The organism is Flavobacterium sp. UGB4466, from assembly GCF_903469665.1.
GTDB classification, from domain to species: Bacteria; Bacteroidota; Bacteroidia; order Flavobacteriales; family Flavobacteriaceae; genus Flavobacterium; species Flavobacterium lipolyticum.
On the sequence record NZ_CAGKLC010000015.1, the window covers coordinates 35,043 to 51,539 of the forward strand.

Sequence of the window (16,497 nt, forward strand, 5' to 3'; positions counted from 1 at the left end):
ACACTATTTGGGGGCATTTTTATGGTGTGAAAAGTAAAATAATCCCCCCTTTTTTATTGACTTAAATATAAATACCCGACTTGTTTCGTTGTAAAATTATCTTTAGCGACAGATAGAATATAAAAATAAGTTCCGTCAGGCAGTCTTTCATTTTTTAAGAAAACATTTTGGACATTAGCAAATCCATTAAAAACGTTTTCATTGGAGCCATATTCTCTTGTTCGGAATACTTTAATTCCTCTGTTATCGTATATTTCAAGTTCATTTTCAGTCCCGTCTAACCCCTCAATTCTTAGATAATCATTCAGTCCATCTTTATTTGGAGAAACGGCATTATACACTACAAAAGAATCTGTTTTTTTTACTTTAGCAGTAGTAAATATAACATTACCGGATACACTAACAGGAGAAGAGATTGTTTTGTCGTCTTTGTTTACTACCCCGCCTTCGTCAAGCCAGCTATTTTTAGCACTATCCCAACGCACAATACGGATCTCAGAAGGCGATTCAATAATACTTGCCGGAGTTACCGCTTCATCCCAGCTTAAAGTGAGGATAAGATCTGTAGTACTTCCCATTTTTTTAACGGTCCAGTATTCCTTATCATTTACAACCAGAATATTGCTTGTTTTATTCTTAAAAGGATACAAAATACCAGCATCTTTCTGAGAGTATTTTCCACTGAAAGCATCAGTATTCATTTTAAGAGCAGAAATCCCAACAGAATGGTATTTTAATTCATCTCCAACCGGAAAGTTAAAGTCATTATTTCCATTTTTCATTACTTCACCATTTACAAAACTTTTGTCACTAACATTTACGCAGCCTGAGCCATTTTCAAAAATAACCAAACCTCCAAAAGAATCATCGTCGATAATTCCTTCTTTGAAGTCGGCCATTCCGGAAATGCTTAAATAGTTAGAAACCTGAAAAGTTGCAGCATTACCATTACTATTGTTGTTAAATTCTACATCATAGAGTTCGATAGGGATATTTCCGGATATATTCTGATGCCCTGAGACTCCTCTCAATCGTGTTATACCTTTGGAATTACCAGAACTAAAACTGATCAAACCGTCATTGTTTATATGACTGTATAAAAATAATTCACCATCATTAATTAAAACAGCTTTAGATTTATTATCGAAGGCGTTTACAAAACTTACGGGAGTATTGGATGCCACAAAAAGCTCTCCTGTATTGATTATTTGCGAAGTGGCAAAACATGGAATCAATAAAAGGACCAGTCTGCTTTTTAAATTTAATATTCTCATCTTAAAAAAATTCGATTTTATTTTACTACTGCTCTATTTCTTTTTTTTAAATAAATTTCAAAGCTTATTCACTTGTATCTTTTTTACCCCTGATTTCTGGTCGGGTAGCACTAGCCGATGTCAGGATGTTACCAATTTCGTGCAATTTTTAATAAAGAGATGCCGTTCGAATTCCTAAACCTGTGTTTAATTCAAAATAGGATAAAAACATTATTGAAGGAATAGATTTTCGCTCATTACTAAACAACTATGGTAAAATTACAAGCAATATTACCTCATATTTTTAGCTTATATAAATGATAAGTAACTGATGGAGTATTTAGGGGTATTTTTGGATGCTAAAAGTAATAAGTGGAAAAACTCGTAAGATTTCCACCGGTTCAATTTATTCCCAAACTTAATTCATTCTTTGGGGGTAATTTGTTTTTACGTATATATAGGTTTTGTATTCCTAAAAAAAAGGCATTTCGCCTATTGGTTTTATTATAAACTCTCTCAAACTTTGGAGTACTATTTAAATCAATCTTTTTGTTCACAACATTTTGCATCCATTCTTATTGGTAGTATTCTAACGAAAGCTGTTGTGTTTGTTCTTACCTATCCGGGTACATCTCCGGTACAATCCATCTCCATTTTTTTGAGCTGACCCACTTATAACACTTCATAATGTTATATGGAGAGTATTAAATCATTTGTAAGCTGATATATTCCAGATATAACAGCAGATATACCATTTGTTTCTTCTTATTAAGTTTATGGTTTTCTTAGGATTAATATTGCAAAATAAATGAACGATTTTGTGGAACTGAAACATAAAAAAGAATAGAATGAGCTACAGATTACTATTTATTTCGATTTTACTCATGTTATATGGTGCCTCGTATAGTCAGGTAGGGATAGGGAATTCTAAACCGGATAATTCCGCGATGCTTGATATCGTTTCAACTAACAAAGGGGTTGTTATTCCCAGAATTGCATTAACAGGAAGTAATGACTTAACGACGATTTCAAATGGTAATGTTGAAAGTTTATTGATTTACAACACCGCCACCGTTTCAGATATCACACCCGGATATTATTATTGGTCAAAGAATAAATGGAATAAAATAGCGACCACGGATGACACTCTATCCCTAACAGCAGGTAACGGTCTGACATTTTCTAACGGTAAACTGCAATTGGGAGGTGCATTAGAAACACCCACTACCCTAACCACAACAGCGATAAATACATTGGCCATAAACGGATTGGAAGCGGGAGATCTCAAAACCGATGAAATTGTAGTCGTAGATAAAACGAATGGAACCCTGAAAAAAGTCCCAAAAGATTCATTTCTGCAGCAAAAACAGGAGTTGTATATCGCCAAAGAAGGTCAGGAAGAATTTACAACAGTATCTCCGATTAATGATCCGCAAAAAGTAAATGTATATAGAAACGGTATCAGAGTGGATTTTTCCATAGTAAAACCTGGTACTATAAAATTAGAGTCCGGTGCTATTTGTTACCAAAACGATGAAATACGGATCGTATTGGTTTACTAATACAAAAAACTTAAACCTAAATAAGTAAATAAGTAAATAAGTAAATAATTAAAACAGAAAAATGATGAAAACAAAATCTTTAAAATTTGCACTTTGTGCAACAGTTCTTTTGGGAGTTGCCGCAGCAAATGCGCAAGCGACTGCGGACGTCAATAAAGGGGCGAAAGCGGTAAAAGTGGTTGATAATAAAGGTACGATAAAGTACTTTCAATCCAATAACGGTATTACACAGATTGTAAATACAACTGCTGATGTCACCACAACCACATGGCAATTAGGAGGGCAACTGACCAATGATACTTATATAGATGCTAGCGGAAAAGTATTTGGTCTTGATGGTCTTGCTTTAGAAACAGGTGCCGCATCTACCAATGCAACAACAGCATCAGTCCATGGCGGAACGGGTACAGGCTGGACTTTGTTAGTAAGAGATGAAGCTACAGGTGCTACCAAAAAAATGAAAGCAGAAAGTTTAGTGAGCGGAATCAGAGTAGAGTACACACAAGTAGCCAATGCTGCTGCGAATGTAGATGTTCCCGTAGTTGGTTTACCAGCTTTGGCAGCCGGAACTACAGATGCTAAATTGTTTGTTTTTAGAAACGGTATTAAATTAAGAACAGGCACCGATTTTGTGGCGGCAGCAGATAAAGTTACCATTACCTATAGTGCGGCTAATTTACCAATGTATGCTGGTGATGTTATTGAAATTCAGTATATTAAATAATTTCTTCTAAAATCCCTTCTTATGTTTCTTAAAATCAATATTATGTTAGTTTTTTTTGCAGCTTGTAATTTGGGTTATGCACAAACGATTAAAGTGCTTGACAATAAAGGAACTTTGAGAAATATCGAACAGGGAATAGGAAATCTTGCTGAACTATATATTGGCAGTCCAGCGACTCCCCAAACGCTTGCAGGCACCTTTTCAGACATTAGTTTTGCTAGTAGCGGTATTGTTGATACTTCAGACTTTTCTGTAGATGGAAGTTCTATTACGATTAGTAAAAGTGGCCGATATGAAATAACCTATAGAATAAGTACAACTACTACTAATAATGAAATATCCGGAGGAGAGTTCTACCTGGAGGTTGGAGGTACAGAAGCACCGGGTACAAGAGCGTATACGTATACCAGAAACAGCCTTGTGGATAAAAATTCAGTTGCAGTGACTAAAATAATAGTAACAACAGCAGCTACCGTGATTAAGATAAAAGGGCGTACGTATGCTTCGACAGCGGCTGTTTTGTCACTAAGTATGACCAATAACGGGTCTTCATTAATTGTAAAAAGAATTAAATAGATTTTAGAAAAAAAATGAAGTTTAAAATTATCCTTTTAGTAGTACTGATCAGTAACATTAGCCGTGCTCAAATCCGTATTACTTCAGCACTAGCCCCCACGATTACCAATGCCGGACTGGGTAATTTATACAGAGCCTCTGACACAAATCGACTGTACATTGGCTTAAGCAATGGTACCCTTTTTTTATTAGGAAGAGAAAGTGGAAGTTGGAACTTAAATGGCAATTCAAATGCAGCAGCAACAAGTTTATTAGGAACGACGACTGATACAAAAGTAACTTTGGCATCTAATAATACTTCTATTTTGGAATTGGGAAAGCGTAGTACCTTGGGACTAACTTTGACTAAACCTGATTACAACAATGCAGATCAGTACATGGCTTACCTTAGAGGCAGAGGAGGAGTTTCGGCCTTGGAATTTGAAAAATCAACTTCTGCTTTATATGAATCTAGGTTTTATACGAATATAGATGGAAATCTTAGGTGGACAGGGACTACTGGTGCCAATGATTTTTTTGAAATTGGGGCTGGAGGTTACAATGATATGGGTTCTTTAGATATCATTATGGGAGATGGTGGTACTGGGCCTATTGTATTTAAAAAGAACAGTGTTGCCGATGGTACTACTGAGATGATGCGAATACAAGGTCGTCAGCGAAAAGAATATTTTGATCGTAACATAACGCCAAGAGATGCTAGAGTAGGTATATTTACAGGTGGAGCAGTTGCCAATTCTGTTTTGCAGGTTGGCGGTTCATTTTCTTTACCCATTAGGGCAGTAACGGCCAGTACAACTTTGACAGACACTGATTACACGGTTGTTTTAAAATCTGGAACTTATTCCGGCACAGAGGTCATATTACCTCCAGCAAGTAGCTGTAGAGGAAGGATTTATGTTATTAGGAATATTTCAGGAGCAGACAGAAATATATCTGCCTACATAAGCCGGACTGGAGTCAGTAGAACTACTTTAGCAAATAATAGAATCTATAGTTTTCAAAGTGATGCTACAGATTGGCAACTTACAAGTGATGATTATTAGGTTTTATGGAATTTCTCTTTTATAGACCTCAAAGCATTGCAATAATCCTTTGGATGTAAGGAACAAAAAATGATGTAGTACCTGGAAGTATAGATTTTAGTTGTAGAAAGAGAAAAAAAGAAATTTTTCTTTCTCATAGAAAAAGGATAGGTGTATTTAAATGAAGTGAAAGGTGTTTTTTATGGATACGGAACCTATGTTACGGTGTGTTAAATGAATTTACCCAACGGATTTACAGTAAATAAAATAACAACAACAGTGGCGTATCACTGTCATTAAAGCGAGTACATAAGTTTTTACAGCTTCTGCCTTATCGCGAACCACGATCAATAGTGGATCTTTGTTAATCGCGAAAAGAATTAAACAAATTTAAGAAAAGAATGAAGATTAAGTTTATATTTTTAGTAGTACTGCTGATCAGTAACATGAGTCGGTCTCAAATTACTACCACTTCGGCATTAGCTCCAACGTTTCTCGATGCCGGGCTAGGGGATTTATATTTAACCTCCGATACGAATCAATTGTATATCGGCTTGAGCGATGGTAGCCTTTCTTTAATAGGAAGTGGAAGTTGGCTCTTAAATGGTAATTCAAATGCGACGGCAAGAAGTTTGTTAGGAACTACTAATGATATAAAAGTAGCCCTAAAATCTAATAACAATTCTCTTCTTGAATTAGGAAGGAGCAGTACATTGGGACTAAAGTATAATAGCAGTAATACAAATCAATATATGGCTTACCTTAGAAGAGTCGGAGGAGTTTCACCCTCACTACAATTTGAAGTTCCCGCAGGTACTGAGTATAAACCTATATTTTTTATGAATACAGATGGAAATTTTAGGCTGAAAGGAGGTGCCGGCACTGGTTTTTTTGAAATTGGGTCTGTAGGTGCAGAGGACCCAAATGTTTCAGATGGTTCTTTAGATTTTATTATCGGAGACAAAGGTAATGAGCCAATTATATTTAAAAAGAATAGTGTTACTGATGGTACATCTGAGATGATGCGAATACAAGGTCAGGGAAGTGGCTCAACAAGTACTGTGAGAGTAGGTATATTTACAGGTGGAGTAGTTGCCAATTCTGTTCTGCAGGTTGGTGGTTCATTTTCTTTACCCATAAGGGCAGTAACAGCTAGTACAACTTTAACCGACACTGATTACACGGTTGTTTTAAAATCCGGAACTTATTCAGGTACCGGGGTTACGTTACCTACGGTGAGTACCTGTAAAGGAAGAATTTATGTTATTAAGAATTTTTCGGGTGCTGACATCACCATATCCGCATATATAAGCCGGACTGGAGTCAGTAGAACTACTTTAGCAAATAATAGAATCTATAGTTTTCAAAGTGATAATGTTGATTGGCAGCAAATTAAGTGATAGTTATTAGGTTTTATAGAATTTATCTCTTTATTATAGATTTTAGAGCATTACGTTTAACGCGTTGGGAGATAATTGACCAGAAAATAATGTAACAGATAGCAACATAGATTTTAGTTGTAAAAAAGAGAACTATTTCTTTCTCATAGAAGGGTAGGTGTATCAAATGAAATACCTTTTTTAGGGATACAAAACCTACGTTTTTATGTGTTAAATAAATTTACAATAATGAAATAACAATAACAGCCGACGCATCACTGTCATGTCATTAAAGGGGCATACATAGGGGCTTTAGCTTCTGTTTTATGGGGAACCACGGTCAATAATGAACCTTTTTTAATCGTAAAAAATAAATAAATTTAAAACAAGAATGAAGATTAAGTTTATATTTTTAGCAGTACTCATAAGTAATATTACTTTTTGCCAGATTAGTATCAATTCGGCATTAGTTCCAACGATTACCAATGCCGGGCAAGGTGATTTGTACCAAACCACCGATACCAATCAATTGTATATTGGCTTAAGTGATGGTACCCTTTTTTTAATAGGAATGGGAAGGGAAAGTCAAAGTGAAAGAAATTGGAACTTAAATGGTAATTCAAATGCAGTGGCAACAAATTTGTTGGGAACAACCACTGATACAAAAGTAACTTTGGCATCTAATAATACTCCTATTTTGGAATTGGGAAAGCGTGGTACATTAGGACTAACTTTGACTAAACCAGATTACAATAATGCAGATCAATATATGGCTTATCTTAGAGGCACCGGAGGAGTTTCGGCCTTGCAATTTGAAGTTCCCGTAAGTACTGATTATAAACCTATATTTTTTACGAACACTGATGGAAATTTTAGAATGAAAGGATGTGCTGGCGGCGGCAGTGATTTTTTTGAAATAGGATCTGCAGGTACCAATAATGCTTCCTTAGAATTTATTATCGGAGACAATGGTAATGAGCCAATTTTATTTCAAAATTACTTTTATTATTGGGGCAATTACTCTGAGATGATGCGTATACAAGGACAGGGAACAGGTGCAACCAGTACCGTTAGAGTTGGAGTGTTTACAAATGGAGTTGCCAATTCTGTTTTACAGGTTGGCGGGTCATTTTCTTTACCCATAAGAGCAGTAACGGCTAGTACAACTTTAATCGACAATGATTACACGGTTGTTTTAAAATCCGGAACGTATTCGGGTACAGCAGTAACATTGCCTGCAGCGAGTATTTGTAAGGGAAGGACTTATGTCATTAAGAATATTTCGGGTACGGATATTACCATATCTGCCTATTTGGATAAAAATGGGACCAGTAGTACTACTTTAGCTGGTAATAGAATCATTAATCTTCAAAGTGATGCTACAGATTGGTTATTAATAGGTGATGGTTTTTAGATTTGAAGAGTGTTTTTTTTGTGGTTTAACTTTTGATGGAATTTCTCTTTAGATAGATCTCAAAGTAATTTTTAAGTTGAACCAGTGAAATCGAAAAGAAAATTATTTTTAACCGAAAGTAGTTTGAAATAAGCAATTCTAAAACAGGATAATAGCTTTACATTAATAATTTACATTCACCAGTCAGGTTTTGCTGACTGTTTTTTTTACGTGTAAAGCTTGGTGTTTTATCCATAAACTTAAATGAGGTCTTTTTTTAGGTGTATGTATAATGATTGATCCGTTTTTTTAATCTAGCCTAATCCTTGAATTTATAAATGGACAGCCCAATTTTTTACGAGGTTTTTTTTTATGATCTAATTTTTTATCACCACTTTTAAGTAGTGATATTCTTTCTTTTTAGATTTGTTTTTGCAAAGTAAAAGCTCTATTTGGTTCTGAATAAGTGATGGTCAATTAGAGTAGCTTGATATTATTTGATTAAAAATAATGCAAAGTTTGAAATTTTACTATGACTCCGCTGCAATATGTCTTTTAGGAATGTGATTAGACAAGATGATGTTTCATTTTAATTGAGTAAGATTGTGACATTTTTTTTTTTATAGTAGTGTATGGTCTTTCCGGCTGTATATGGTCAGCTAAGTGGAAACACAGGAAATGTTACTTATCCGGGGGGCTGATGTAAAGGTAGTAGGGGAGAAGGTTTTTTGGTCGGTAAATCCAAGAACAGACGAGAGCAGCCACAATGATTTATGGTCTATTTATTATTACAATCAGGGAAGTCTACTAAAATATAAAATTTCTTCGGATGATATAAAAACTATGGGAGCCAAATATGTTAATGCCCTGTGTACAGGATTATATATCCTTAAAATAAAAAATAGGATCAAGCGTTTTATTAAAGAATAGTACTTTCTGTATCGGTTTTCTAAAATAGATGATGTGCTTTTTTAATAAATTGAAAGCGAAAAAATAAATTAAGAAGTAATTCTCTTTATATTAAAAAATAAAAAAATGACCTTTTTGATATTCAAAATGGGTCATTTTTTTTACATTTTTTTCAGCCACTAGTTTCAGTTGATTCTCTAAAAAAAAGCAGTTTTAAAAGGATTTGTTGTTTAAAGAAAATAGTGAGCGAGTGACTTTTCAGGAACCCTCTGGCTTACTAGTCATTTTCGGGTTTTAAATCCTCTAAAATCGGAGTGCTAACTGTTTTTACCTCCTTCTGAATTTTTCCGTTTTTCTGTTCAAAGATCAGTATGGTGTTTTTACCTTTTTTAAGCCAACAGCCCGGAACATACAATGTTTGCTGAGGACCAACACTCCAGTAGCGTCCAATATTGATTCCGTTTACAAAAACAATTCCTTTACCCCAGTCGCGCATGTCCAGGAAGGTATCTCCGGTTTTACTTAGGTTAAAGGTTCCCTGGTATACCGTAGGGCGATCTGTTTTTCCTGAGTTTTGGTAAGCCGTTATATCCGGTTCCTGAGCCATTGGTAATGGGTACATTTTCCAGTTTCCGGTAATGGTTTCGCCATTGATTATTACAGGGCTAATAATTCCTTTATTGTTGGCATTAATTTGAGAACCGTAATTGATACGTCCCATATTCTCCACCAGAATATCTAGTGTTGCATTAAAGGGAACTTCAATTTCACAATCGTATTTTTTGTAATAGCGGTTTAGCTCTGCTACTTTTTTTCCGTTGACATATACTATGGCGTAATCACGTAGTCCGTTTAATTCTAGTTTCCCACTAATAGGCTGTGTAAATCTTTTGCTGTACCAAACATAACCGTCTCCCTGATTGAGCTGTTCAAAGGTTAAAGGATGGTCTGCCGTTACAGGAGGGATTTTAGACTTTAAATCGGCTAAATCAATGGCTTTTGTTAAGGTAATGTTCGGAATAGTGATCACAGGCATTTTTGCCGGAACAGCCGGAGTTACATTGGTTTTAAGCAGGGCTCTTAACGCATTGTATTTTGGGGTTGCCCAACCTGCTTCGCTAATTGGAGCGTCGTAATCGTAAGAAGTCATGTCAGGCTGAATGTCATGTTCTTTGTCGTAATTGGCTCCGGAAGTAAAACCGAAATTAGTCCCACCATGCACCATATAGTAGTTGAATGAAACCTTATTGTCTAAATATTTTTGTGTTTGGCTTGCAGTTTCCTCGGGAGTTTGTGTCGGGAAAGGTTCTGCCCAATGATCCAGCCAACCCGGATAAAATTCGGCCACCATGTACGGACCTTGTCCGTTGTTGAATTGGTTGACCACATTTTTTAGTTTTGTAATATCACTTTCGCCATTTGCCGTTGGGAGAGCACCCGGTAACGCTCCGCCTTCAAATAACCAGCTTCCGTCTGAAGTAAAGAAAGGAACTTCGAAACCAATATCTTTCAATTGCTGAAAAACGGCTGCACTGTATTTTTTATGTTCTTCAAGTGGGATGTCTTTGCGTTGTGCTACATAGGATCCAAATTCATTTTCGCCCTGAACCATAATAATCGGGCCTCCTTTGGTGATTTGTAAATTCTTAACCTGATGGTACAATTCGGTAAAATAAGCTTTTGTAGCCCCCAGATAGGCCGCATTATTTCCGCGAATGACCATGTTAGGAACATTTTGTAAAAACCACGGATAACCTCCAAATTCCCATTCGGCACAAACATAAGGTCCCGGACGTAAGATCACAAATAAACCTTCTTCCTGAGCCGTTTTAATGTACTCGGCCAGATTTTTATTTCCGGTTTTAAAGTCCCAGATTCCGGGTGCCGTTTCATGATAGTTCCAAAATACATAGGTGGCCACAGCATTTAAACCCATGGCTTTCATCATCTTTAAACGATGGCGCCAATAAGGCTGCGGAATGCGGGAATAGTGCATTTCTCCGGAGTGAATTTGTATGGGTTTTCCGTTCAACAGGAAATTTCCATTGGCAATAGCAAAACTTTGCTTCTCTTGTCCTGCCGCAGAAAGGGTGAGAGAAAGAAACAGAAAGGTAAGGTATATTTTTTTCATCTTTAATTGTAATTAGTGTTGACTATAATGAACAAGAGAGCACTATAAATCGCGCCCTCTTGTTTCTACTAACTAACCAATAAATTTTTATTCTGAAAATTCTAATTTTTTCAACTTGTTCCATCCGCCACGTGTAAAATCAGGAATTTCTACAGGAGCTGAACCGTTGTCAAGAGAAATCTCTGTTAAAGGCCCTAAACAAGACCATTCGGCTAAATCGTAAACGTCCATGTCTAACGGAAGTCCTTTTTGCAGACAGTAAATCAAACGGTAATCCATTACGAAATCCATTCCTCCGTGACCGCCGACTTTTTTAGCCTGCTCTTCGATATTTTTTACAATCGGGTGTTTGTATTTTTCCATTAATGCTTTTTTCACCTCTGCAGGAACAAAAGAGTGTGCGCTTAATTTTTCGTGATTTGGTTTTACGTCGTCACCTAGTTCTTTGCCGTCTAAAGCATATCCTTCTAATGGGTATTTGTTGGCAAAACCTTTTGTGCCGCTTAATTGGTACATTCTGCTGTACGGACGTGGAGAGGTAACATCGTGCTGAATCTGGATTGTTTTTCCGTTTTCGGTGCGAATCATGGTCATGGTGTGATCTCCATTTCTAAAATCTTTGATTTCTTTTCCAGATTTTTCTTTGATGTAGGCCGGATTTCCAACTGCTTTAGTGTCCATAGAAACTAAAAAGTTCATTTTGTCACCACGGTGAATGTTCAAAGCCTGACAAGCCGGTCCCATACCGTGCGTAGCATAAATATCGCCACGGTGTTTGATGTTGTAATCCATTCTCCAGTTGTTCCAGTATTCTCCCCAGAAAGGCTGAAGTCCGTGAATGTAAGATCCTTCGGCATGTAGAATTTCTCCAAACACACCTTGCTGCGCCATGTTTAAGGTAGTAAGTTCGAAGAAGTCGTACACACAGTTTTCAAGTTGCATACAGTGTTTACGGGTTTTTTCGGAAGTATCAATAAGTTGCCAGATTTCTTCCATTGTCATTGCACCCGGAACTTCTATGGCTACGTGTTTACCGTCTTTCATGGCCTGAACACCAATAATTGCGTGATGTTTCCAGTCGGTAGCGATATATACTAAATCCACATTAGGTAAAGCAGTTACTTTTCTCCAGGCATTTTCGTCACCGTAAAATTCCTGAGCTTTAGGAAATCCGGCTTTGGTTAAGGTTTCGTTTGCTTTAGAAGTGTTTTCCTGTGTCATATCGCATAAAGCGACAATTTCTACACCCGGAATATGTGTCATGCGCTCAACTGCTCCGGGACCACGCATCCCAAGACCTATAAAGGCAACACGAACAGTAGGTATTGGTGCTGTTGCCAAACGCAAAACATCGGTCTGGCCTTTTGCGCGGGCAGGTGTTTTGGTTTTAATCATTTGTGCCGATGCGTTTGTTCCTCCAAACAGAATACAGGCGGCTAACATGAATTTTAAAATACTAGTTTTCATAATGTATTATTTTGATTTGAAATGATTGATAATCTAAAATCCGATTATCGGGGATTATTGTTGTGTTGTATTTTTAGTAAACCGTTGGGTGAAATGCATAACGAGAATGTTTTTTGCCACTGATTAGAAAGATTCACATAGATTTTACACGCAATTAGTAAAGAAATCTGTGCGGATCTTTCTAATCTGTGGCTAATTTTATCATTTTAGCATTGCCATGGTTGTTCATCATAATTTTATGGTAATGTATTGAAATTTATTTCGGGTTTTTTATTCGTTAATGGTTTTGTAAAAATAGTTTTTGGAGTGGTATAGTCATTAAAAAAACCTCCGTTTTTTAGATAAAAGAAACCCTCTTCCGTTCCTCCTGCAAAATCCATTCGGTATTCTTTTGCCCCAGTGTTGTCGTTTGTAAAGCGTGCTGAATTAATTTCGAACCAGTTGCCTTTTTCATCACAAACCCATTGATTATTGAACAGGACTTTGCGTGACAGATCTCCCTGTTCCGGGATGAAATTTTCCAGAAAGGAGTGAAATCGTTTCAAATAGGTATTGGTTTGAGGACGATTGAAACTGGCAATCAATAACCATTTATTCAGTTCGGGAGCATAAAAGTAAGCGGTATAGTTGGTGGTGTTATTACCGGCAGGCAATCCACGAAGTAAAAACTTGTAGGTGTTTCCAGCTTTCCAATTGTATTTTAAATAACTCTGTCCACCTGAACCTTCGTTGCCAAATTCGCCTGTGTGTACATTTTCACCTTTTTTCAGCAGTTTAATTTTATGAGTTTCCGGAATACTGTTAGGATCGTCAGTGGTAAACGGGCTCCAAACCGAGAATAAAATTCTTCTTTCGGTGGCTGAGTTTACCTGAATTCCAAAGTAACCTTCGCCAAAACCATTTGCCATAAAATAAGATCCAATTTTATCCTCGTTTTGAGGAACGGTAATTTCGTTGTAATACCACTCGGTGTTGGTGTTTTCTGGAGTCTGATAGTTTAAATGAACAGAAGGTCCACGACGTCCCCAGTGATAGAAATCACCTTCATTGTTGGGTACATACGAGATTTTACCGTCAAAATCAGCACTTGCAATCGTTAAACGACTAATAGACGGGAAACGATCGCCGGTTTTACTGATTCCTTTTATTTTAACAGCAATATATCCTTCTTTTTTAAGGTTCCAGGTTCCTGCAATAACAGCCTTTTTTGAGGTGGTGAAGTTTACTTTTTTAGTTTCGTTATTGATCGAAAATTCCAGTTCAGATTTCCCATAAACTTCAACAGATCCTTCTACGGTAATTTGAAAGGTTCCGGGTTTAGAAATTCTGAAATAGGCGGTGAAAAACTCGTTGGAATCTGTCCAGTTTTCGATACCATTATCTGTAATGGTATTTTTTCCGTCTAAATGTTTAGAACTATACGCATTTCCTCCAAGGGGCAGAGAAATTGTTGTTTTTGGATTTTCTATGGTTTCATTTTCCGATGGTACATCATCATTGCTGCCAACACAGGAAACCGAAACTAGAAAAGAAGCAAAAAACAGGTATACTATTTTTTTCATTTTTTGAGATTAAGTTATTATAAATGTATTCTTCTTTTTTAAATTAACCTCTCTAACTCTTTTAATTAGAGAGGTATAAACAAATAAATATTTAAAATGATTATTTACCACAACTAATACATTTTAAAGCATCTTTCAGGTTTAGGGCTCCACATTTGCTACAAATAGCATGCATCGAGTTTGATGAACCATCTACTGCTTTTTGTTCACTATATCCTTGAGCTGTTAAGTCAATATCACCTTCCGCATTTAAAGAGGTATCATTATTTATTGAAAGTAAAGAAAGCTTTGCATTAGCGTATTGATTTGGGCCTGAAAATTTGACAGTAACCGAGAATGTATTAATTCCGGGAAGCAATTGTGTAGTTATTGTTCGATTAGAAGGCCCGAAGGCAGAAGTTATTAATGGAACACCAGGCATTCTAACTTCATATTTAGTAGGTACATTTCCGTGGTATCCAAATTGAAACTTAGCCTCAACAGCTTGAGAACAATATATTTCTCCAACAATTACTGCTTCAGTTCCTGAATTAAATTCTTGTGTGATCTGAAAAAGGGAGTATTGTATACTACTTGATTTTGCAGTTAAGGCAGTAGATTTTTTAGCGCCTGATTGTGAAGTCGAAGCTTGATTTGATGATAGCGGTTGTTCTGAAATTTCTTCATTGACACAACTGAAAATAAGAAGGGATAAGGAAAGTAAGCATAGGAGTTTTTTCATATAATAAGGTTTAATAGGTTAAAAGGATTATTATAAATAACCTCTCTAATGGACCAAATTAGAGAGGTTTCAAAACAAACAATAAATAAAAAACTATGGGTTTTGTGTTAAAGTTCCCGGATAAGCATTGACTTCAGATTGTGGGATGTATTGTACCACACGAGGGCTTGTTGCCGGAACATCATTCATTGGTAAATGAGGACCAGGGTAACGGCGTGTCATGGTTTGTCCGTTTCTGTAGACGTCATAACCACGATGTGCTTCAAAAGCCAATTCTAACTGACGTTCTTCATCAATGCGCTGTGAAGCATTTGTACTGCTAAGAGAGGTGTAGCCTCCACCAACAATTGCTCTTTCGCGAATAATGTTCAGGTTAGTCAAAGCATTAGAGTAATCTCCTTTTTTTGCATAAGCTTCTGCCATGTTCAAATACATTTCGGCCAATCTCGAGATGATAGGGGAGTGCAGGTGCGAATCATTATTTTGCAAAGAACATTTTGTGATGTAAAACATTGGATACACACGGTTTAAAAGCATCATGTAATCCTTTTCTCCGGTATAGGTTTTTCCCTGATAAGAGATGGAGTATTGATTTTCGGCTGCATTTACTACTGTAAGGTTGTAATCTGTTGTTCCAATTGTGATAAAATAGGATCCGTCAGCTTTTGTTTTTAATGGTTGTTGCACATAATTGTATCCGGTTTGTGTACCGCCGGCATTGAAAACATCCGTTATAAAGCGGAAAGCCTCTGTTTTATTTCCACTGGCATCTTTGGTATATTGCGGATCAATAAAAGCCCAACGCGCATCTTTTTTGAGTCCGGATTTTCTCAACAAGTCAAGGTATTCTCCACTGGCATACATTTCTCCCCATCCTTGTCCCTGAATATTGGCATACATTCCTCCAATTCCATAATAATGATCAAATCCTGAATATTCTGAAGCTACTCTTTTTATTGCAAAAATAGTTTCTGTTTGTTCAGCAGCATCCGGCGCAAAAGTATTGTATTTCATAAAGTTTGCACGGCTTAATAAGTTGTATCTGCCACTCATGATTACTTTTTTGGCATAATCAATAGAAAGTGAGGCATACTCCTGATTTGGCGTTTCATAGGTACCACTCATATACAAATACACTCTTGAAAGCATGGCTTGTGCCGCTTCTTTAGTAGCATAAGCAGCAGATTTTCCAACAGACATTAGAGCTTCCGCTTTTTTCAAGTCGTTAATCGCTTGGTCATAGGTTGCTTTTACAGTAGAACGGTCCGGAAGTTTTAGATTATAAAGATCCGCTGGCAGGCCGTTTACAATTGGCACACCTAAATTGGTCTCAGGCGATTGTGCGTAAGGTCTTCCATACGTACGGCATAAGTAAAAATAAATCATGCCTCTTAAGTAATAAGCTTCTCCTAATTGCTGATCGATAGCCGGGCTTTCTCCTTCTTTAATGGATGTTATCAAATCACTTGATTGTGAAATGATTTTGTAACCATTGTTCCAAAAAGTAGATAATCTGTTATTGTCAGGAACATGCTGATAGGAAATAAAAGAGTAAAAGTGATCCGTAGAAGTTCCTCTAATCATGATATTGTCTCCCGGATATTCACCAACGCGGTGCATCACATCTGACCAGGTTTTTAATTGGGCATAACAGCCGTTTAGTAATACTTCTACCGAAGCTTCTTTATCTTGTTGTATTTTATCTTTTGTATAGGAAGAAAATGGTTCTCTGTCTAACTCACATGAGCTCAGAACACTAATTGCAATACCTAATAGTAATATCTTTTTCATGATTTTA

At 36.5% G+C, this 16,497-nt stretch carries 13 protein-coding genes; 7 read left to right on the forward strand and 6 right to left on the reverse strand.

Annotated elements, in window-relative coordinates; translation table 11 throughout:
* Positions 1-53: 53 nt before the first annotated feature.
* Positions 54-1,274, reverse strand: a complete 1,221-nt coding sequence (locus tag JO950_RS06405) for a gliding motility-associated C-terminal domain-containing protein (protein WP_202701889.1) — start codon at positions 1,272-1,274, stop codon at positions 54-56.
* Positions 1,275-2,101: 827 nt separating this feature from the next.
* Here JO950_RS06405 and JO950_RS06410 point away from each other — a divergent pair.
* The 7 genes from JO950_RS06410 to JO950_RS06440 all read left to right on the forward strand — a co-directional run bounded on the left by JO950_RS06410 (position 2,102) and on the right by JO950_RS06440 (position 8,839).
* Positions 2,102-2,815, forward strand: coding sequence for a hypothetical protein (locus tag JO950_RS06410; protein WP_202701890.1), 714 nt, complete (start codon positions 2,102-2,104; stop codon positions 2,813-2,815).
* A 61-nt stretch (positions 2,816-2,876) separates the two neighbouring features.
* On the forward strand, positions 2,877-3,539 hold the full coding sequence (locus JO950_RS06415) for a hypothetical protein (RefSeq protein WP_202701891.1): 663 nt from the start codon (positions 2,877-2,879) through the stop codon (positions 3,537-3,539).
* 42 nt (positions 3,540-3,581) lie between these two features.
* Positions 3,582-4,115, forward strand: coding sequence for a hypothetical protein (locus JO950_RS06420; protein WP_202701892.1), 534 nt, complete (start codon positions 3,582-3,584; stop codon positions 4,113-4,115).
* Between the two features lie 14 nt (positions 4,116-4,129).
* The gene (locus JO950_RS06425) at positions 4,130-5,158 is read left to right on the forward strand and encodes a hypothetical protein (protein WP_202701893.1); all 1,029 of its coding nucleotides are present in this window, start codon (positions 4,130-4,132) and stop codon (positions 5,156-5,158) included.
* 380 nt (positions 5,159-5,538) lie between these two features.
* A complete protein-coding gene (locus JO950_RS06430; RefSeq protein ID WP_202701894.1) occupies positions 5,539-6,537 on the forward strand; it encodes a hypothetical protein in 999 nt (332 codons plus the stop codon).
* A gap of 370 nt (positions 6,538-6,907) precedes the next feature.
* Complete coding sequence (locus tag JO950_RS06435; protein WP_202701895.1) at positions 6,908-7,930, forward strand: hypothetical protein; 1,023 nt, start codon at positions 6,908-6,910, stop codon at positions 7,928-7,930.
* A 657-nt stretch (positions 7,931-8,587) separates the two neighbouring features.
* On the forward strand, positions 8,588-8,839 hold the full coding sequence (locus JO950_RS06440; RefSeq protein WP_202701896.1) for a hypothetical protein: 252 nt from the start codon (positions 8,588-8,590) through the stop codon (positions 8,837-8,839).
* Between the two features lie 256 nt (positions 8,840-9,095).
* Here the strand turns inward: JO950_RS06440 and JO950_RS06445 are convergent, their stop codons facing one another.
* The 5 genes from JO950_RS06445 to JO950_RS06465 form a co-directional block, all read right to left on the reverse strand.
* A complete protein-coding gene (locus tag JO950_RS06445) occupies positions 9,096-10,949 on the reverse strand; it encodes a beta-galactosidase family protein (RefSeq protein WP_202701897.1) in 1,854 nt (617 codons plus the stop codon).
* An 87-nt stretch (positions 10,950-11,036) separates the two neighbouring features.
* Entirely contained in the window at positions 11,037-12,392 is a 1,356-nt protein-coding gene (locus JO950_RS06450; protein ID WP_230000595.1) for a Gfo/Idh/MocA family protein, read from the reverse strand.
* A gap of 260 nt (positions 12,393-12,652) precedes the next feature.
* Positions 12,653-13,978 carry a DUF3472 domain-containing protein gene (locus tag JO950_RS06455; protein WP_202701899.1) on the reverse strand — a complete coding sequence of 442 codons (1,326 nt, stop codon included), beginning with the start codon at positions 13,976-13,978 and terminating at the stop codon, positions 12,653-12,655.
* Positions 13,979-14,078: 100 nt separating this feature from the next.
* Positions 14,079-14,699 (reverse strand): hypothetical protein, encoded by a 621-nt coding sequence (locus JO950_RS06460; RefSeq protein ID WP_202701900.1) that lies wholly within the window; start codon positions 14,697-14,699, stop codon positions 14,079-14,081.
* A 93-nt stretch (positions 14,700-14,792) separates the two neighbouring features.
* Positions 14,793-16,490 (reverse strand): RagB/SusD family nutrient uptake outer membrane protein, encoded by a 1,698-nt coding sequence (locus JO950_RS06465; protein WP_202701901.1) that lies wholly within the window; start codon positions 16,488-16,490, stop codon positions 14,793-14,795.
* Between the last annotated feature and the right edge of the window lie 7 nt (positions 16,491-16,497).